Annotated in this window: 17 protein-coding genes; 11 read left to right on the forward strand and 6 right to left on the reverse strand. The window is 69.0% G+C overall.

Annotated features, from left to right (window positions below; genetic code table 11):
• The first annotated feature begins 67 nt into the window (after positions 1 to 67).
• The gene (locus U858_RS0121135) at positions 68 to 1,513 is read left to right on the forward strand and encodes a PLP-dependent aminotransferase family protein (protein ID WP_025139154.1); all 1,446 of its coding nucleotides are present in this window, start codon (positions 68 to 70) and stop codon (positions 1,511 to 1,513) included.
• A 60-nt stretch (positions 1,514 to 1,573) separates the two neighbouring features.
• Positions 1,574 to 2,335 carry a class II aldolase/adducin family protein gene (locus U858_RS0121140; RefSeq protein ID WP_025139155.1) on the forward strand — a complete coding sequence of 254 codons (762 nt, stop codon included), beginning with the start codon at positions 1,574 to 1,576 and terminating at the stop codon, positions 2,333 to 2,335.
• 33 nt (positions 2,336 to 2,368) lie between these two features.
• Here U858_RS0121140 and U858_RS0121145 read toward each other — a convergent pair whose 3' ends face one another.
• Together U858_RS0121145 and U858_RS0121150 are read right to left on the reverse strand one after the other, a co-directional pair.
• Positions 2,369 to 3,151, reverse strand: a complete 783-nt coding sequence (locus tag U858_RS0121145) for a hypothetical protein (RefSeq protein ID WP_025139156.1) — start codon at positions 3,149 to 3,151, stop codon at positions 2,369 to 2,371.
• A 101-nt stretch (positions 3,152 to 3,252) separates the two neighbouring features.
• The gene (locus U858_RS0121150; RefSeq protein ID WP_025139157.1) at positions 3,253 to 4,152 is read right to left on the reverse strand and encodes a LysR family transcriptional regulator; all 900 of its coding nucleotides are present in this window, start codon (positions 4,150 to 4,152) and stop codon (positions 3,253 to 3,255) included.
• Positions 4,153 to 4,242: 90 nt separating this feature from the next.
• Between U858_RS0121150 and U858_RS0121155 the strand changes: the two genes are divergently transcribed.
• Entirely contained in the window at positions 4,243 to 5,214 is a 972-nt protein-coding gene (locus tag U858_RS0121155; protein ID WP_025139158.1) for a D-2-hydroxyacid dehydrogenase family protein, read from the forward strand.
• A 10-nt stretch (positions 5,215 to 5,224) separates the two neighbouring features.
• Here the strand turns inward: U858_RS0121155 and U858_RS0121160 are convergent, their stop codons facing one another.
• Positions 5,225 to 6,649, reverse strand: a complete 1,425-nt coding sequence (locus U858_RS0121160) for an MFS transporter (RefSeq protein WP_025139159.1) — start codon at positions 6,647 to 6,649, stop codon at positions 5,225 to 5,227.
• 58 nt (positions 6,650 to 6,707) lie between these two features.
• On the opposite strand from U858_RS0121160, the gene U858_RS0121165 reads away from it, so the two are divergent.
• The 4 genes from U858_RS0121165 to U858_RS0121180 all read left to right on the forward strand — a co-directional run bounded on the left by U858_RS0121165 (position 6,708) and on the right by U858_RS0121180 (position 9,744).
• Entirely contained in the window at positions 6,708 to 7,415 is a 708-nt protein-coding gene (locus tag U858_RS0121165) for a metalloregulator ArsR/SmtB family transcription factor (RefSeq protein ID WP_232786576.1), read from the forward strand.
• 63 nt (positions 7,416 to 7,478) lie between these two features.
• Positions 7,479 to 8,354 (forward strand): NAD(P)-dependent oxidoreductase, encoded by an 876-nt coding sequence (locus tag U858_RS0121170; protein ID WP_025139161.1) that lies wholly within the window; start codon positions 7,479 to 7,481, stop codon positions 8,352 to 8,354.
• Between the two features lie 68 nt (positions 8,355 to 8,422).
• A complete protein-coding gene (locus U858_RS0121175) occupies positions 8,423 to 8,872 on the forward strand; it encodes an acetyltransferase (protein WP_025139162.1) in 450 nt (149 codons plus the stop codon).
• A complete protein-coding gene (locus U858_RS0121180) occupies positions 8,869 to 9,744 on the forward strand; it encodes an alpha/beta fold hydrolase (RefSeq protein ID WP_025139163.1) in 876 nt (291 codons plus the stop codon). The genes U858_RS0121175 and U858_RS0121180 overlap by 4 nt, the downstream gene beginning before the upstream one ends.
• A gap of 38 nt (positions 9,745 to 9,782) precedes the next feature.
• Here U858_RS0121180 and U858_RS0121185 read toward each other — a convergent pair whose 3' ends face one another.
• Entirely contained in the window at positions 9,783 to 12,107 is a 2,325-nt protein-coding gene (locus tag U858_RS0121185; RefSeq protein WP_025139164.1) for a molybdopterin guanine dinucleotide-containing S/N-oxide reductase, read from the reverse strand.
• Between the two features lie 230 nt (positions 12,108 to 12,337).
• On the opposite strand from U858_RS0121185, the gene U858_RS0121190 reads away from it, so the two are divergent.
• Positions 12,338 to 13,273, forward strand: coding sequence for a 4-hydroxy-tetrahydrodipicolinate synthase (locus tag U858_RS0121190; protein WP_025139165.1), 936 nt, complete (start codon positions 12,338 to 12,340; stop codon positions 13,271 to 13,273).
• A gap of 136 nt (positions 13,274 to 13,409) precedes the next feature.
• A complete protein-coding gene (locus U858_RS0121195; RefSeq protein ID WP_025139166.1) occupies positions 13,410 to 14,417 on the forward strand; it encodes a tripartite tricarboxylate transporter substrate binding protein in 1,008 nt (335 codons plus the stop codon).
• Here U858_RS0121195 and U858_RS0121200 read toward each other — a convergent pair.
• A complete protein-coding gene (locus U858_RS0121200) occupies positions 14,402 to 15,613 on the reverse strand; it encodes an MFS transporter (protein ID WP_232786577.1) in 1,212 nt (403 codons plus the stop codon). The two genes, U858_RS0121195 and U858_RS0121200, sit on opposite strands and share 16 nt — an antisense overlap.
• A 93-nt stretch (positions 15,614 to 15,706) precedes the next feature.
• Here U858_RS0121200 and U858_RS0121205 point away from each other — a divergent pair, with 93 nt between their 5' ends.
• Positions 15,707 to 16,651 (forward strand): AraC family transcriptional regulator, encoded by a 945-nt coding sequence (locus U858_RS0121205; RefSeq protein ID WP_025139168.1) that lies wholly within the window; start codon positions 15,707 to 15,709, stop codon positions 16,649 to 16,651.
• Between the two features lie 68 nt (positions 16,652 to 16,719).
• Here the strand turns inward: U858_RS0121205 and U858_RS0121210 are convergent, their stop codons facing one another.
• Entirely contained in the window at positions 16,720 to 17,229 is a 510-nt protein-coding gene (locus U858_RS0121210) for a DUF1993 family protein (RefSeq protein ID WP_025139169.1), read from the reverse strand.
• Positions 17,230 to 17,472: 243 nt separating this feature from the next.
• On the opposite strand from U858_RS0121210, the gene U858_RS0121215 reads away from it, so the two are divergent.
• Positions 17,473 to 18,723: an MFS transporter gene (locus tag U858_RS0121215; protein ID WP_025139170.1), complete on the forward strand. Its 1,251-nt coding sequence runs from the start codon at positions 17,473 to 17,475 to the stop codon at positions 18,721 to 18,723.
• Positions 18,724 to 18,767: the final 44 nt, after the last annotated feature.

The following is an 18,767-nucleotide window of genomic DNA, read 5'->3' on the forward strand; positions in this document are numbered from 1 at the left end:
GCGTTGCCCCTAAAATTCCCGCAAGACCCGCTGCGCGATGCGCGCGCTTTTTTTTGCATCCTTGCCCATGACTTCCCAAGCCGTGACCTGGCTGGTGCTTGACCGGCCCCAGGGCGATCTCGAAGGCCAGCTGTGCCGCGCCATCCGCGAACGGGTGCGCGCCGGCCGGCTGGGCGCGGGCGAACCGTTGCCGTCGACTCGCGCGCTGGCGCTGTCGCTGGGCATTGCCCGGTCGACGGTGGTGCAGGCCTACGAACGCCTGCGCGCCGAAGGCTATGTCGAGACCGTGCGCGGGTCGGGCACGCGGGTGTCGACGGCGCGGCCCCGGCCGCTGGCGGGGGCCGCGCGTGGCCGTGCGCCGGCATCGGCGGGCAAGGCGCCCGCCGAATCGCTGCCCGCAGCCGCGACGCCGGCCCCGCGCGCCTTGCCGTTCCAGCCCGGCGTGCCGGACCTGAAGAGTTTTCCGGCGGCGGCGTGGGCGCGCTGCGTGGGCGGCCGGATCAAGTCGTTGCGCATCCACGACCTGGGCTACGGGCCGGTGGCCGGCCTGCCAGCGCTGCGGGCCGCCATCCTGGCGCACGCCAGCACCGCGCGCGGCGTGGTGGCGCAAGCGGATCAGGTGGCCGTGTTTCCGTCGGCGGCCGCTGCCATCGATACCCTGGCCCGCGTGACCTTGGCGCCGCGAGCCGACACGGCCTGGATCGAAGACCCCGGCTGGCCCCGTGCGCGCGCCTTGCTGCTGCGGGCGGGCGCGCAGCTGGTGCCGGTGCCGTGCGACGACGACGGCATCGACCTGTCGCGCGCAGCGGGCGCCGGCCCGCGCCTGATCTACGTGACGCCTTCGCACCAGTGCCCCACGGGCGTCACGATGAGCCTGCCGCGCCGGCTGGCGCTGCTGGACGCCGCGCAGCGGCACGGCGCCTTCATCATCGAAGACGACTACGACAGCGAATTCCGCTACGACGCCCGGCCCATCGCCGCGCTGCAAGGCATCGACACCGGTCAGCGCGTGGCCTACGTCGGCACGTTTTCCAAGACGCTGGCGCCGGGGCTGCGCGTGGCCTATGCCATCCTGCCGCCGGAATTGGTGGCCGCCTGCCATGCCGACATGGCCCTGCGCCAGGGCGATGTGCCGATCCATATCCAGGCGGGCTTGGCCGATTTCCTGAACGACGGCCATTTCCGCAGCCACATCCGCCGCATGCGCGGCGTGTACGCCGAACGCATGCACAACCTGGTGCGCGCGCTGACGCAGCACTGCGGCGAATGGCTGGAAGTGGCTGATGGCGGCGGCGGATTGAAGCTGGCGGTGCGGCTGCGTGACCACGGCGTGGACGATCGCCGCGTGGTGCAGGCGCTGGCCGAACGCGGCTACGGCGCCCGGACATTTTCCGAGTTTTGCCTCGCGGCGCCAGTGCCGGGGCTGGTGTTCGGCATCGCGCAAGGCACGCCCGCGCGCTGCGAGGCCCTGGCGCAGGCGCTGGCGGCCATTTTGCGCGGCGCGGCGCAGTAGTACAGTGCCAGGCACCCGTGGCGCGGATGCCGCGGGCAGAACACCATAACGGGAGACAGCATGGATACGGTAGGCAAGGGCGCCAGCGTGCGCGAACAGGTCGGCGAAACGGAATGGCAGGTCCGCAAGGATCTCGCGGCGCTGTACCGGCTGGTGGCGCTGTTTGGCTGGGACGACCTGATCTTCACGCACATCACGGCCAAGGTGCCGGGCACCGAGCACTTCCTGATCAACCCCTACGGCATGATGTTCGACGAAATCACCGCGTCCAGCCTGGTCAAGATCGACCTGGACGGCCGCAAGGTGATGGACTCGGAATACGACATCAACCCGGCCGGCTTCACCATCCACAGCTGTATCCACGCGGCCCGCAAGGATGCCATGTGCGTGCTGCACACGCATTCGATCAACGGCGTGGCGGTGTCGGCACAGAAGGGCGGCTTGCTGCCGCTGTCGCAGTTTGCGTTCATCGCGCTGCGCTCGCTCAGCTACCACGACTACGAAGGGCTGGCGCTCAACCCCGAAGAGCAGCCGCGGCTGGTGCGCGACCTGGGCAGCAACAACTACCTGATCCTGCGCAACCATGGCTTGCTGACGGTGGGCCAGACCATGGCCGAGGCCTTCCAGGCCATGCACCGGCTGGAAGCGGCCTGCATGGTGCAGGTGCGGGCCCAGGCGGGCGGCGAACTCACCTACATCCCGCCCGAGATCCTGGCGCGCGCCGCGGTCGAATCCCCGGCCGATCGCGCGCACAAGGCCGCGCTGGCCTGGCCCGGCCTGCTGCGCCGGCTGGACCGACGCAACCCGGGCTACGCCGACTGACGCGGGCTGCCCGGCCGGTCTACTGCCGGTCTACTACTTCTTCGGCTGCGCTTGCAGGAACTCGGCGCAATCGGGCACCGGCGTCGCGGGCCGATAGACCGACGTGTCTTCGTGCCACTTGTAGGTCACCGTGTAGCTGCATTGCTTGTCGGTCTGCGGCGCCTTCTGGGCTTCGGTGGGCGCCGGCAGCTTGCTTGAGTCCGCATAGCGGCTGACGCCGGCCGGCGCACGCGTGGCGTGGGTGGTGACCTGCAGATCCGGATACTTGCCGCCCGGCAGCGCCTTCAGGGCCGCCTGGAAGCGGTAGGTATCGATGCAGTCGCCGCCCCGCCGGGTCTCGTCTGCGTCATTGAAGCAGGCGCGGATGCGGGCGTTGGCGGTGTAGGGCATCACGTGCACCAGGCCGGACACGTTGTCGCCCAGGTTGACCATGAACAGGTACAGGTCCTTGCGTGCGAAGCTGCCGCCGGAGAACTGGATTTCTTCCTTGTAGTCCGGCTCGGTTGGGCCGATCACGCCGACCAGGGCGCGTTCTTCGTCCAGGCGGATCAGGTGCGGCCAGACGGTGAAGTGCGAGAAATTCGGAATGTCGGGCAGGTCCCAGAAAGGCCATTCGGCGCGCAGCGTGCGGCTGGTGGCGAAGGGGCCGTTGTCCTGCATCGAGCCGTCCGTCTTGATGCCGACGCACCAATCGGTCTGGGCGTTGCAGTACAGCTTGTTCTGCGGGTTCAACGTCAGGGACTCGACATCGGGCTGTGCCGCGACGGCGGCCAGGGGCATCAGGCCGGCGATCAGCAACGCAAACGCTTTATTCATGGTGATTCCTCTGTGGCGGATAGGCGCGGGCGCATTGTTACCCGATTTGCCGGACAAGGCGTCACCAATTGTTTAAAACGCTTCGAATCCTGCGCGGCCGTTTAGGCCGGCAGGTCTTCGCGGTGGCGCAGGATCAGGTCGTACAGGGCCTGCGCGGCAGGCGACAGGTGCGCGCCCTTGCGGCTGAGCAGCGAAAACGTGCGCCCCACCACTGGCGTGTGCAGCGACACCACCCGCAACGACGGATACGACCCCGCCTGCCACGCCAGCCGGGGCACCACGGCAATGCCGGCGCCGGCCGCCACCAGGCCGACCGCGGTGGAACTGCGCTGCACTTCATAGAACGCGGACAGCTGCAAGGCCTGGTGGGCCAGCGCGTGGTCCAGCAGCGGCCGGTTGTTGCTGCTGGCGCCGGGAAAGATCAGCCGGTGGCCTTCCAGTTGTTTCCAGGGCAGTCGTCGGCGGCGGGCGAAGGGATGGTCGTCGCGGCAGATCAGCACGAAATCGTCTTGCAGTAGCGGAATGCTCTGCAACGTGGGCGGATGCGATTCGGCGATGTTGATGCCGAATTCCGCTTCGCGCGTCAGCACCGCCTGCGCCACCGCGCCTGAGGAATGGTCCAGCACCTTCACGCGGTTCTGCGGGTGTTCGGCGCTGTAGCGTTGCAGGATCTGCGGCAGGTAGTGCACGCCGATGGTCGGCACACAGGCCAGCGTCACGTCGCCGCGTTGGGCCTTGCCGGTTTCACGGATTTCGGTCAGCGCCGCGGCCAGGTCGGCCAGCAGCCGCCGCGCCTGCGGCAGGAAGCTGTCGCCGGGCGGCGTCAGCGCGACGGACCGGGTGGTGCGTTCCACCAGCCGCACGCCCAGGAAAGATTCCAGGTTCTGCAAGCGGCGGCTGAGTGCGGTCTGGGTGATGCTGAGCTCGCTCGCGGCGCGGCGAAAGCTCTTGTGGTCCGCGATGGCGACGAAGGCCTGCACGCCGAGCACGTCTATTTTCATGAGGAAAACGCATCAATGAGCGAATTAATCTCATTTTACGGCCCGCGGGGCGGCGCTCACAATGCTCGTTCCCGAGGAGGCAGGTAGATCATGAACATCACCATTCTGGACGACTATTTCGACACGCTGCGGGGCTTGCCCTGTTTCCGCAAGCTGGACGGGCACACCATGACCGTCTGGAACGATCACGTGCAGGACGTGGACGCCCTGGCCGAGCGCCTGCGCGACACCGAGATACTGGTGCTGATCCGCGAGCGCACCCAGATCCGTGCGCCGCTGATCGCCCGGCTGCCCAAGCTGCGGCTGATCAGCCAGCGCAGCGTCTATCCGCATATCGACATCGACGCCTGCACCGAGCACGGCGTCATCGTGTCGTCGAACCAGCACGCCGGCACGCCGTCGTACGCCGCCGCGGAAATGACCTGGGCGCTGGCGCTGGCCGGCATGCGCCGCATTCCGGAACAGGTGCAGGCGTTGAAGGAAGGCGTCTGGCAGACGGGCATGGGCCGCACGCTGCGCGGACGCACGCTGGGCATCTACGGCTATGGCCGCATCGGCGCCGAGGTGGCGCGCTACGGCGCGGCCTTCGGCATGAAGGTGCAGGTGTGGGCGCGCGAGGCCTCGCGCCAGCGCGCTCGCGACGACGGCTGGGCCGTGGCGCCCGACAAGCAGACGTTCTTTGCGACCAGCGATGTGCTGTCGCTGCACATGCGCCTGGTGCCGGCCACCCGCGGCATCGTCACCGCAGAGGATCTGGCGCACATGCAGCCGTCGGCCCTGCTGGTGAACACCAGCCGCGCGGGGCTGATCGCACCCGGCGCGCTGGTGCAGGCGCTGCGCGCGGGCCGCCCGGGGGCGGCGGCGGTGGACGTGTTCGAAGAAGAACCGGTGCGTGATCCGCAGCATCCGCTGCTGCAATTGCCCAACGCGATCTGCACGCCACATATCGGCTACGTCACCGAAGACGAATACGAAACGCAGTTCTCGGACGTGTTTGACCAGATCGTGTCGTACGCGGCGGGCAAGCCGATACACGTGGTCAACCCGGCTGTGCTTGGCTGACGCACTGGTCCTATCGCGCCAGGCGCCCCGCCAGCACGGCCGCCAGCGCCGGGGCCAGCGCGAACACGCCGAAGAGCGCCAGGGCCGCCGTCCGCGCGCCCTCCACGCCGCCGGGTTCGGTCAGGCCGCCCGCGTTGGCCACCACGCCCGCCAGCGCGGCGGTCAATGCGGTGGCATACAGCTGCACGGTCGTGATCGAGGACGACGCCAGGTTTTCCTCGCCGGGCGCGGCGGCCGAGAACACGCGCGTCAGCAGGTGCGGCCAGGCCAGCCCGATGCCAAAGCCCACCGCGGTCAGCGCCACGCAGTAGATGACCGTGCCGAACCACACCGGATTCCAGGCCGTCACCGGCATGGTCGCGGCCAGCGCCACGATCGCGGCGAAGACGACCCATGGACTGATCCGGATCAGCCGATGCGCTTGCAGGGCGCTGCGGCCGGCGCTGTACACCGACGCCACCGTCCAGCCGCCGGCCATCATCGCGGTCATGTAGCCCGCGGCCAGCGGCGTCTGCTGGTGTACCACCTGCAGGAAATACGGCACGAAGATCTCGGTGGTCAGCGCCGCCACCAGCAGGCTCATCACGGCGTACAGCACGCCCAGCGGTGCGCGCAGCGAGTAGGCGCCGCTGGGCAGCAGCCGGGCGCGGGCGAGCCTGTCGATGCGCACGATCAAGGCGGCGATGGCTACGCCGGCCGCGATGCCGGCGGCATTCCAGAGCAGCCGCTGCGACAGGCTGGCGGCGGAAATCGCCAGCACCGACAGCACCAGCAACGCGATGGTCAGCCACGGCACGCGGCCGGGCGGCGCGTCGGCCGCGGCCTTGCCGCGAAATTGGCTGGCCACGATCAGCGCCAGCAGCAGCGCCACCGGCACCAGTACCCAGAACGCCGGCCGCCAGTGGCCGCTTTGCGCGAACATCCCGCCGATGGCGGGGCCGCCCAGCGTGGCCACGCCCCACATGCCCGACACCAGCGCCATGGCGCGCGGCCACAGCCGGGCGTCGAACACCACGCGGATCAGCGCGTAGCTCAGCGCAAACAGCACGCCGCCGCCCAGGCCCTGCACGGTGCGCCCCAGCAGCAGCACCGGCATCGACGGCGCCATCGCGCAGGCCACCGCACCGATCGAGAACACCGCCAGCGCCACCAGGTACGCCAGGCGTGGCCCCAGTTGCTCGATCAGCTTGGCCGACAGCGCCGAGCCGACGATGGACGCGGCCACGAACAGGGTGGTGTTCCATGCGTAATACGTCAGGCCGCCGATCTCCTGGATGATCGTGGGCAGGATGGTGGTGACCACGTAGATGTTGACGGCGTGCAGCGCCACGCCGCCGGCCAGGGCGATCGAACGCAGGCCATTGCCGCCGCGCAGCAGGTCGCCCCAGGACGCGGACGCCGGTTCCGCCGCCGTCAGGCTCGGGCTCGATGACATGGACGTGTCTCCTTTAAAATTATCAATCCAACAAATGATGGAATGATAGGAAGATGCTATGTTCCCGTCAATGAAGACCCTGCCGCCGTCCCCGTCTATGCCCTTGCCCCTGGCCGACCCCGCCGACTCGCTCGATGACCTGGCGGACGCCGCCAAGACGTTGGGGCATCCCCATCGCCTGGCCCTGTTGCAGGCCGTGCTGCAACGTGAAAGCACGGTCGAGCAGCTGGCACTGCTGTCCGGCCTGTCGATCACCAATGCCTCGCAACACTTGCAGCAGCTCAAGCGCGCCGGCTTCATCCAGTCGCGCCGCGATGGCAAGCACGTGCTGTACCGCGGCGGCGCGGGGCCCGTGTCTGAAGTGCTGTCGGCCTTGCAGGATTACCTGGCGCACCAGCGCCAGGAGATGCAGCGCGTGGCGTCCGACAGCGTGAACCGCCCAGAGCAGCTCGAAGCCGTGTCCATCGAAGCGCTGGTCGCCAAGCTGGACGACGGCGCGCTGCTGCTGGACGTGCGTTCGCCCGACGATTACGCCGCCGGCCACATTCCGGGGGCGGTCAACCTGCCTACCGAAGCGCTGGAGGCCCACCTGGCGCAGTTGCCGCGCGACCAGGCCATCGTGGCCTACTGCGGCGGCCGCTACTGCGTGCTGTCGATGCGGGCCGTGGCACTGCTGCGCGCCAACGGGTTTCAGGCGCAGCGACTGGGCGATGGCTTTCCGGCCTGGAAGGCCGCCGGCCTGCGGATCGACTCCGCACCGCATTGAGGCGGGTGCAAGGCCGCTTTCCGCGCAACCCTTTTCCTCACCAGAAACACGCAGGAGACACGCATGACTATCGGATTCATCGGCCTGGGCGTCATGGGGACGCCCATGGCGCTGAACCTGGCCCGCGCCGGCACGCCGTTGGTGGCCTGGAGCCGTTCGGGCGGCAGCTTCGACGCCTTGCGCGCGGCGGGCGCCCACATTGCCGACACGATCGATGAGGTCTACGCGCAATGCCGCACGGTCATCCTGATGCTGGCCAACGACGCCGCCATCGACGCCACGCTGGGCCGTGGCACGCCAGACTTTGCCGCGCGGGTGCAAGGGCACCTGATCGTCAACATGGGCACCACGTCGACGGACGTCTCGCGCCAGCTGGGCGCGGACATCCGGGCGGCCGGCGGCCGTTATGTCGAGGCGCCGGTGTCCGGCTCGCGCAAGCCCGCCGAAGCGGGCCAGCTGGTGGTGATGCTGGCCGGCGAACCCGACGACGTGGCCGCGATCCGCACGCTGGTGCAGCCGCTATGCCGCGACAGTTTCGTCTGTGGCGCCGTGCCGTCGGCGCTGGCCATGAAGCTGGCCGTGAACCTGTTTTTGATCACCATGGTCACCGGCCTGACCGAATCCGTGCATTTCGCCGAACGCCAGGGCATCGACCTGGCGCTGTTTGCCGACGTGCTGAACGCCGGGCCGATGGCCAGCGACGTGTCCCGCGTGAAACTGGGCAAGCTGGTCACGCAGGACTACTCGGTGCAGGCCGCCATTACCGATGTGCTCAAGAACAGCCGCCTGGTGGCCGAGGCCGCGCGCAGCATCGGCATCGCCTCGCCGCTGCTGGACGCCAGCCATGCGCTGTATGGCGAGACCGAGGCGCTGGGCCTGGGTACTTCCGACATGGTGGCGGTGATCCGCGCCATCGAACAACGCACCGCCGCGGGTTGAGCCGCGGCGCCGGCCGGCAAGCGTGTATCTTGCCGCCTTCTTCCCATTGACACCGCCTTTCTTGAATCATGTTCACGCTTAGACCCTCCACGCCTGCCGATGGCGCCGCCGTCGTCGACATCTGGCGCCGCGCCGTCGATGCCACGCATCACTTCCTGACCCCCGAAGACCGCCTTGCCATCGACGCCGAAGTCGTCGGCTTTTTGCCCGCTGCCACGCTCGATCTGGCCGTGGACGCGGCTGATCGCCCCGTTGCCTTCATGCTGCTGGACGGCGACCGCATGGAAGCCCTGTTCGTGGACCCGGACCATCGTGGCACGGGCGTCGGCCGCCTGCTGGTGCAGGATGCGCTGCGGCGCCATCCGGAACTGGCGACGGACGTGAACGAGCAGAACGGCCAGGCCGTGGGCTTTTACGAACGGCTGGGTTTCGAACGCATCGGCCGGTCCGGCCAGGACAGCCAGGGACGGCCGTATCCGCTGATCCATCTGCGCTATCGCGGCAACGTGCCGGCATGAATCCGGTCTACAAGTCTGAGCGCCACGCGCAAGCCGTGCGCGCGGCTTACGACGCCGCGCTCGCCCACTGGCCGCAAGGGTGGGGGCGCCAGACGGTGCCCACGCCCGTCGGCGACACGCACGTGCTGGTGTGCGGCCGCGAAGATGCGCCGCCACTGGTGTTGCTGCACGGCGCCCAAAGCACCGCAGCCAGCTGGCAACGGCAGGCCGAGGCCTGGGCGCCGCATTTCCGCCTCTACGCCATCGACCTGATCGGCGAGGCGGGGCTGAGTGCGCCCGCACGCCTGCCGCTCGATGGCGACGCGCATGCCGCGTGGCTGGATGCGGTGCTGGACGGGCTGGGCATCGCGCGCGCCGCGTTCTGCGGCATTTCGTTGGGTGCCTGGATGGCGCTGGACTTCGCGGTGCGCCGCCCGGCCCGGGTGGAACGCCTGGCGTTGCTGTGCCCGTCGGGCATTGGCCGGCAGAAGAACATCCTGCCCTGGGTCCTGCCGCTGTTGTTGCTGGGGCCGGCGGGGCGTGCGCTGATACGCCGCCGCATCATCGGCGTGCTGCCGGCCGATCCGGCGCCCGCCGATCGCGCCCAGTTCGACTTGATGCGCGCCATCGATCAGGGTTTTCGGTCCCGCTTCGGCAAGATTCCGGTGTTCAGCGACGAGGCCTTGCGCCAGTTGGCGCCGCCGCTGCTTGTGGTGGTCGGGGGGCGCGACGTCATGCTGGACTCGCAGGGCACCTGCGACCGCCTGCAGCGCCTGGTGCCGCAGGCCAACGTGACGCTGCTGCCGCAAGAGCGCCACTTCGTGCGCGGCCAGAACGAACGCGTGCTCGCTTTTCTGCGAGACACCTCGACGGACACTGCGGCTGCGGCATGACGCGGGCCGCGCGGCGCGAGGCGGCTGCGTCCCGGCCGCTAGCGCGCGGCCGCGCCGCCGTCCGTCAGCGTTTCCAGCGCCGGGGGTTCAAACGCCTGCACCGCAGGCGCGGCGCCTTGCCAGCGTTCCACCTGCACCAGCGCCGACAGCGCGCTGGGCCCTTGTGCCAGCCGTGACGTGCCCACGTCCACCGTCAGCACGTTGGGATTGCCGTGGCGTTCCAATGCTGCGCCTTGCGGATCGAACCACGCCCCGGTGGGCATTACCACCACGCCGCGCAATAGATCGCCGCTGAGCTGCGCGCCGCCCAGGCAGGCGCCGCGGTCGTTGAAAATGCGCACCACGTCGCCCTGCGCGATGCCGCGTTCGGCGGCATCATCGGGATGCAGCAGCACCGCTTCGCGTCCGGCCACCTTGTTCCGGCGGGTGGCGGGCGCGGGGTCCAGCTGCGAGTGCAGCCGGTCGGCGGGCTGGCAGGTCACCAGGTGCAGCGGCCAGCGCGCGGCGCGCTCGGCGCCCAGCCATTCCACCGGCGGCAGCCAGGCGGGGTGGGGCGGGCAGTCGTCGTAGCCGAATTCGGCAATGGCCTCGCTGTGCAGTTCCAGCTTGCCCGAGCGGGTCTTGAGCGGATGCGCGGCGGGGTCCTGGCGGAACTGCTCGAACAGCACGAAGTCGCGCGTGGGCGGCGGCAGCGCAATGTGGCCGCGGTCCCAGAATTCGTCGAACGCGGGCAGCGTCAGTTGCGCGGCTTCCCAGGCCGGCCGCATCTGTTCGTAGATGTGGCGGATCCAGGCCATTTCGTCGCGGCCTTCGGTATAGGCGTGTTCGAAGCCGCCGCGCGCGGCCAGTTCGCGGTAGATGTCGAAGTCGTTGCGGCTGTGGCCCACCGGCGCCACCGCCTGGCGCATGGCCAGGATGTAGCGGTCGCGCGACGAGCCGCCGATGTCGTTGCGTTCAAGCGTGGTGGTGGCGGGCAGCACGATGTCGGCGCGGCGCGCGGTGGGCGTCCACCAGGGCTCGTGCACGATGATGGTCTCGGGCCGCGTCCAGGCCTGCGCCAGGCGGTTCAGGTCCTGGTGGTGGTGGAACGGATTGCCGCCCGCCCAGTAGACCAGCCGGATGTCGGGATAGACGCCGGTCTTGCCGTTGAATTCATAGGACTCGCCCGGCGTAAGCAGCATGTCGGTCAGGCGCGCCACCGGAATGGACGTGGCGGCCGGGTTGCGGCCGGCGCGCATCTCGGGGGCGGGCAGGTCGGGGCGCGGATTGCCGGCGCCGTTCATGGACCCGTGGCCGAAGGCGAAGCCGCCTCCGGGCAGGCCGATCTGGCCCAGCAGCGCAGCCAGCGCCACGCTGCCCCAATAGGGTTGTTCGCCGCGATGGCCGCGCTGCAACGACCACGACAACGACAGCAGCGTGCGGCAGCCGGCCGCGGCCAGCGCCAGTTCGCGGATGGTGGCGGCGGGCACGCCGCAGATGGCCTCGGCCCAGGCCGCCGATTTGGGCTGGCCGTCGCGGCGGCCCAGCACGTAGTCGGCATAGGCCTCGAAGCCGTTGCAGTACTGGGCCACGAACGCTTGGTCGTGGCGGCCTTCGACCAGCAGCGTGTGGGCCATGCCCAGCATCATCGCGGCGTCGGTATTGGGCCGGATGGGTATCCATTCGGCGGCCAGCGCATCCGGTGAGTCGCCGCGGGTGGGGCTGATGACCACGCTGCGGATGCCGGCCTGGCGGGCCTGGGCCAGCCAGCCCGGGGCGCTGTGGTCGCCCGCGCCGCCGGAGGCGATCTGCGTGTTGCGCAAGGGGATGCCGCCAAACGCGATCAGCAGCCGCGTGTGTTTCACGACGCTGTTCCAGTCGGTGATGCGGCCGGTGACCGGTGCGTAGGTGCCGATGATGTGCGGCAGCAGGAATTGGGCCGCGCCCCAGCTGTAGTTGCCCGATTGGTCGACGCAGCCGCCGCCGGCATACAGGAAGCGGTGCGTCAGCGTGCGCGCATGGTGCAGGCGCCCGGCCGACGACCAGCCGTACGAGCCGCCGAAGATCGCGGTGGGGCCATATTGCGCGCGCACCCGTTGCAGCTCGCCCTGCACCAGGTCCAGCGCGGTATCCCAATCGACTTCGACATAGCCGTCCACGCCGCGCAATTCCGGCGTGCCGCGATGCTTGAGCCAGCTGGCGCGCACGCTGGGGCGCGCGATGCGCAGCGGCGAATGCACCATGTCGGGCATCGTGTGAATAAGTGGGGACGGTGCCTGGTCGTGGGCGAAGGGTTCGCAGCCCACCACGCGGCCATCGCGTACCAGTGCGGTGTAGGCGCCCCAATGAGACAGGGACGGATGGCGAGAGGTCGCTTCGGACATGAGGGGCACGCAGTCAAAAACGTATTGTTATGGAAATCCTCATAACTTAAACGCATTGCCTTAGAAATTCTTTGTCTTTCGGACCCGCTTAAAGTGTGGAAAATAGAAAAATTTTCGGGGCCGCTCTTCCTATACTGCGTAAGCAACAAGGGGAATGGTCAGGTGGTAGCGCCGATCACGCGCGCCCCTGGCTTTTTTGTCGAGCAGTCCTTCCGCATGTGGAGTGGTTCATGAGCAAAATGAAAATCCAGGGGTCCTTCGTCGCTATCGTGACGCCGTTCAACCGCGACGGCAGCGTCGATTTCAGCGCCTTTCGCAGCCTGCTGAAGTTCCAGGAGGACAACGGCACCGCCGCGGTGCTCATCATGGGCTCCACCGGCGAGGTGTCGCTGCTGTCCCCGGAAGAGCGCCGCCAGGTCATCGTCGAGACGGCCAAGATGAAGAGCGGCAAGATGAAGCTGTTCTACGGCTGCACCGGCAACAACACCGACAGCACCATCGAATACCTGAAGTTCGCGCAGGCCAACGGCGCCGATGGCGCGATCCTGGCCGCGCCGGCCTACATCTGCGCGTCCGAAGCCGATACCGAAGCCTACTTCCTGGAAGTGGGCGACGCCACCGACCTGCCGCTGGGCATCTACAACAACCCGCCGCGGGTCAAGAGCGACCTGCACTGGGACCAGCTGCTGCGCATCTTCAAGCACCCGAACTACGTGGTGCACAAGGAATCGACCACGCGCGTGGGCCAGGTGGCGCAGGTGCTGCGCGGCCGTCCCGACGTGTCGGTGATGTGCTGCGATTCGCCCAATCTGGGGCTGGTGGTGCCCACCATGAGCCTGGGCGGCCATGGCACCGCCAACATGACCGGCAACATCGCGCCGGCTGAAATGGCCGACATCTCGCGTCCGTGGGACACGCCCGACGTGTCGGTCAGCTTCCGCGAAGGCTACCTGGGCCTGCTGCCGATGCTGCACTACTCGTATTCGGCCATCAACCCGGTGGCCATCAAGTCGCTGATGAAGGCGGTGGGCCTGCCGGTGGGCGACCTGCGCCGTCCGCTGCGCGGCCTGGAGGGCGAGGCCCTGGCCAAGGGGCTGCGCATCGTGCGCGAACTGGGGCTGGACACCAAGTACGGCTTCAGCTCCGCGCAGCTCAAGGCGGCCTGATTTCCCCGTCCGGCGGCGTGAGGCCGCCGGACCCATCCTGACGATCCACGGCATGGCGGACGCGCGCATCGCGTCCGATGGCGTGGACCGCTGCTGCGCGCTCGAAATGACTGCGCCATCGCCTAGAGAGACCATCATGTCCCGATTCCTGTCCCGCCCCACGCCGCTCAAGCGGCTGCTCAGCGTCGCCCTGCTGGCCGTGGGGGCGCTGTCCGGCGCCGCCGCGCTGGCCGAAGACGCCTATCCGCAGCGCCCCATCACGCTGGTGGTGCCGCACCCGCCCGGCGGTTCCGTCGACGGTGTGGCGCGGCTGTATGCCGAGCAGCTGGGCAAAGAGCTGGGCCAGTCCGTGGTGGTGGAAAACCGCGCCGGCGCCTCGGGCATGATCGGCGCGGCCTACGTGGCGCGTGCGGCGCCCGACGGCTACACGCTGTACCTGAACGCGTCGATCCACGCGATCAATCCGCTGCTGTACAAGAAGACCATCAAGTTCGATTCGGTCAAGGACTTCACGCCGATCAGCGAGCTGGCGCAGGGCGCGCTGATCTTCAGCGTCAACCCCAAGGTGCCGGCCAACAACGTGCAAGAGCTGGTCAAGGTGCTGAAGGCGGACCCGCAGAAATACTCGTTCGCCACCACCGGCTTCGGTTCGGCCGGCCACCTGGCCGCGGCCTCGTTCCTGCACGACAACGGCCTGGAGCAGATTCCCATCGTGCTGTATCGCGGCGGCGGCCCGGCTCTGTCGGACATGGTGGGCGGCCAGGTGCAGGGGCTGATCGACCCGATGCTGTCGTCCTTGCCGATGGTGCGCGCGGGCAAGCTGCGCGCCGTGGCGCTGACCGGCGCCGAACGCAGTCCGCTGCTGGCCAACGTGCCCACCATGAAGGAACAGGGCCAGAAGAACTTCGAGTTCTATTCCTGGTACGGCGTCTGGGGCCCGGCCAACCTGCCGCAGCCGATCCTGCGCAAGCTGGAATCGGTGTCGGCCAAGGTCATGGCCAGCCCCAAGGTGGCCGAGCAGTTGAACGGCCTGGGCTTTGAACCCTCGGTGAAGGACTCGGCGGCGTTCGCCAAGTTCATCGATGCCGAGATGAAGCGCTACCAGGTCATCATCGACCAGGCCAAGATTCAGATCACGGAATAGGCCCGCGCACGACGCAGATGCGTGGCCGCCGCCAGCGCCAGCAGCAGCAACAGGCTGGCGGCGGCCACGTACGGCAGCCAGGGCCGCACGCCATACAGCAGCGTGCATGCCAGCGGCGCCACCACCATCGCCATGCCCTGCACGGCGGTGACCGAACCGGCGGCGATGCCTTGCTCTTCGGGGTTGACGGCATTGGCGGCCAGGGTCTGGATCGACGGGAACACCAGCCCCATGCCCGCGGCCATCACGGCATAGCAGCCGTACAGGCCCAGCGCGCCGCCCAGCCAGGGCACCAGCAGAAAACCCACGCCCGCCAATACCGCGCCCGCCGTCAGGCAGCGGGCGGCATTCATGCGCCGCGTCTTGGCCAGGCCCAGCTGTACCAGGATCAGCACCACGCCCACCGTCGTCATCGCGATGCCGGCGGCGCGCGCGGCGGCCACGGCATCGAGGTGCAGGGCATCCATCGCATAGAAGCCCACGATCATCTGCGCGGTGATGACGGCGCTCATGGCCAGCACCATGGCGGCCAGCGGCAGGCGCAGGCGCGGATCGCTCAGTTTCAGCGGCGGCGTGGGGCGCGGTTGATGCGCGGCGTCTGACGGCAGCTTCAGGGCCAGCCACAGCGCGCCCAACAGCGGCAGCGCCGCGGCGAAGTACAGCGGCAGGATCAGGCTGCCCTTGGCCAGGAGGCCGCCGATGGCCGGGCCCAGCACCATGCCGAAGGCGTTGGCCGCGCCCAGCTTGGCCATCATCGCGCCGCGCTGTTCGGGCGCGGTGATGTCGGCGATGCGCGCGGCGCTGACCGCCGGCATCGCGGCATAGAAGGCGCCGATCAGGGCGCGCAGCACCAGCAGCGCCGCCAGCGCCAGCCACAGCGGCGGCGGTTCGCGCAGCATCAGGTCCAGCCCGGCGGCCAGCAGCAGGTAGCTGACGATGTAGCCGGCGGCGGCGCGCAGCAAGGTGGCGCGGCGGCCGATGCGGTCGCTGCGCCGGCCCCAGTAACGCGCCATCAGCATCCACAACAGGCCGGCAATGGTGATGACCAGGCCGCCGTGCCATTCGGCCAGCCGCAGGCCCCGCACCACCGGGCCGATCACCGGCACGAACGCCATCATGGCGGTCAGGCACAGCATGTTGAAGACGAACAGGACGCCAGCCTCGCGGCGCGGGCTGGGGGAAGAGGCAGGGGGCATGTCGGCCTTGATGAGGATGAAAATTGTTATCATCCAGGCGAGGCGACGGCCGCGCTAGCGAATCCGCGCCGGAAATTGCGGAATCGAGAAAATATGGCCTACCCGCCGCATGCCCTCCCGGGCGACGCCGCGCCGCTGACCGCGCAGGACATGCTCGGCCTGATGCCGCCCGACTGGCGCGAGATCCGGACGGTGCATCCCCTGCCGGGCGACATTTCCATCGGCTGCTTCGACGGCCGCCCTGATTCGGACTGGGCCGCCAGCGGCATGGCGCAATCGAGCGTCGGCGTGGCGGTGGTGCTGGATGGCTGCTTCGGCCTGGGGTTCGACGGCGGCGCAGCCATGCAGGTCGGGCCGGGCAGCGTGATCCTGCACGCCACGGGCGAACCCGCGCCGGGTTGGGACGACTTCAAGGGCCGCCGGGCGATCCGCAGCGTCGATATCCGTTTTTCGGGCGAAGCCGTCCGCGCCTTATGGCAGCGCACCTTGCAAGGGGCGCCCGCCGGCCTGTTTTCGATGGATGGCAGCGTGCCCGCGCGGGGCGCCCAGTTGGCGGCATTGCCACTGTGGTCGGGCCTGGAGCGCGTCGCGCACGAGATCCTGGCCTGGAGCCGCGAGCGTGGCGACATTGCGTCGCTATACCTGCAAGGCAAGGCGCACGAAGCGCTGGCCTTGACGTTGAAACACCTGGCCCGGCCGGGCGGCGACCTGCCGGCGCCGGCTGACCGCAGGCGCCTGGCCGAGGCCTACCGGCGCATCCAGCGCGACTACGCCGACTGCCGCACGGTGCGGCAATTGGCGGAATCGGTAGGCTTGAGCGAAAAGCGCCTGCAGGCCGGTTTCATGGCGCTATACGGCCGTTCGGTGCACGCCTGCCTGCTGCAGGCGCGGATGGATGCGGCGGCCAGCCTGCTGGCGCGCGGCTGCTCGGTGACCGAAACCGGCTACCGCATCGGCTTTGCCAGCCTCAGCCATTTCATCAAGGCGTTCAAGGCGCACCACGGGGCGACGCCCAAGGCCTGGCTGCGGGGCGCCTGACCGGCGCCGGTCTCGGGCCGGACGCGTAAGCCGCCCGGCCGCTTGAACGTCTGATCCGCCCTCGCGGATCAGTACGCGCCCATGTAGTCGCGCTTGCCGATTTCCACGCCGTTGTGGCGCAGCAGGTCGTAGGCGGTGGTGACGTGGAAGAAGAATTGCGGCAGGCCATAGTGCAGCAGGTAGGCGCTGGCGCTCAGCTTCTTTTCCTTGGGAGTACCCGGGCGCAGCACGATTTCACGGCCTTCGCTCTGGGCGAACTGTTCCGGCTGGAACGAGCCGACGTGGGCCAGGGCCTTGGCGATCAGCGCTTGCAGCTCGGCAAACGTGGTTTCGCTGTCAGGCCAGGACGGCACTTCGGCGCCGGCCAGGCGCGACGAAATACCCTTGGCGAAGTCGCAGGCGATCTGCACCTGGCGCACCAGCGGGAACATGTCGGGGAACAGGCGCGCCTGCAGCAGCGCGCTGGGGTCGATGTTCTTGGCGACGACGTGGGCCTCGGCCTTTTGCAGCACGCCGGACAGGGCGGTCAGCATCTGCGTGAGAACGGGCACGGAAGCTTGGTACAGGGGGCTGGTCATGGGGGACTCGCGGAAAAAGAAGGGACGCGGAAGATGCCGCGCGGCGCTGCAAGACTAACAGCATTCCTGTGACAGCCGGCCGGCGGGGCGGGCACCTGCCCGCCGCGGGCAGGCGGATGCGCCGGTGGGGGGTAGCCGCAATACCGGTATCGGGGCTGGTCTTGTTGCAGGCCGGCCGGCTGGCAACAATCCGGGATGCGCGCATGGCGCGCTTTTACCGACCCCTCCACAAGGACTCCTTCCATGACTTCCCCCACGGCCAGCGCCGCGCCCGCCTCGCCGGACGAAAACGTCCACTGGCGGCGCAATCTGGCGGTCTGTTTCGCCGGTTCGTTCAGCACCATCGTGGCGATGACGCTGCTGCTGCCGTTCCTGCCGCTGTATGTGGAAGAGCTGGGCGCGGTGGGCCATGCCGCCATCGTGCAGTGGTCGGGCGTGGCCTATGGCGCGACGTTTTTCGCGGCCGCGCTGGTGGCGCCGCTGTGGGGCCGGCTGGGTGACCGCTACGGCCGCAAGCTGATGCTGGTGCGCGCCTCGCTGGGCATGGCGATCTGCATGTCGCTGACGGGCATGGTGCAGTCGGTGTGGCAACTGGTGCTGCTGCGGCTGCTGGTGGGGTTTGCGGGCGGGTACGCGTCGGGCTCGACCATCCTGGTGGCGATGCAGGCGCCCAAGGCGCGGTCGGGCTGGGCCCTGGGCGTGCTGTCGGCCGGCATCATGGCGGGCAACCTGGTGGGGCCGCTCATCGGGGGCGCGCTGCCGCCGCTGATCGGCATCCGCGCCACGTTCCTCTTGGCCGGCGGCGTGATCTTCCTGGCCTTCCTGGCCACCGTGTTCCTCATCAAGGAAATGCCGCGTCCGGCCAGGCCCGCCAAGGCGGCCGGGCCCAGGAAGGGCGGCTGGGCGCAGATTCCAGACAAACGGCCGGTGGCCGCCATGTTGGCCACCGGCATGCTGCTGATGTTCGCCACCATGTCGATCGAACCCATCATCACGGTCTACGTGGGCGAACTGGTGCAAGACCCGGCCCGCGTCACGCTGGTGTCGGGCGTGGTGATGTCGGCGGCGGCGCTGGGCGCCATCCTGTCGGCATCGCGGCTGGGCCGGCTGGCCGACCGCGTGGGCCATTGGACGGTGATCGTCGGCGCGCTGGCCGTGGCCGCGCTGCTCTTGATCCCGCAAGCCTTTGTGACCGAGGGCTGGCAACTGGTGGCGTTGCGCTTCCTGATGGGCCTGGCGCTGGGCGGGCTGCTGCCCTGCGTGACCAGCGTGATCCGCCACAACGTGCCCGACGGCGTGGGCGGCAATGTGCTGGGGCTGTCGATTTCGGCGCAGTACGTGGGCCAGGTGGCAGGCCCCGTGCTGGGCGGTTTCATCGGCGGCCATTTCGGCATGCCGGCCGTGTTCCTGGGGACTGCGGCGCTGCTGGCCGTGGGGGCTGCCGTCAACGCCGTGCTGCGTGCGCGCCACCAGCGGCCGCTGGCCCAGGCCTAGCGCGACGTCCGCCCGGCGAGCCTCGCGGCTGCCGGGCGCCCCGA

It is taken from the genome of Achromobacter sp. DH1f, assembly GCF_000633435.1.
In the GTDB taxonomy this organism is placed as follows: domain Bacteria; phylum Pseudomonadota; class Gammaproteobacteria; order Burkholderiales; family Burkholderiaceae_B; genus Achromobacter; species Achromobacter deleyi.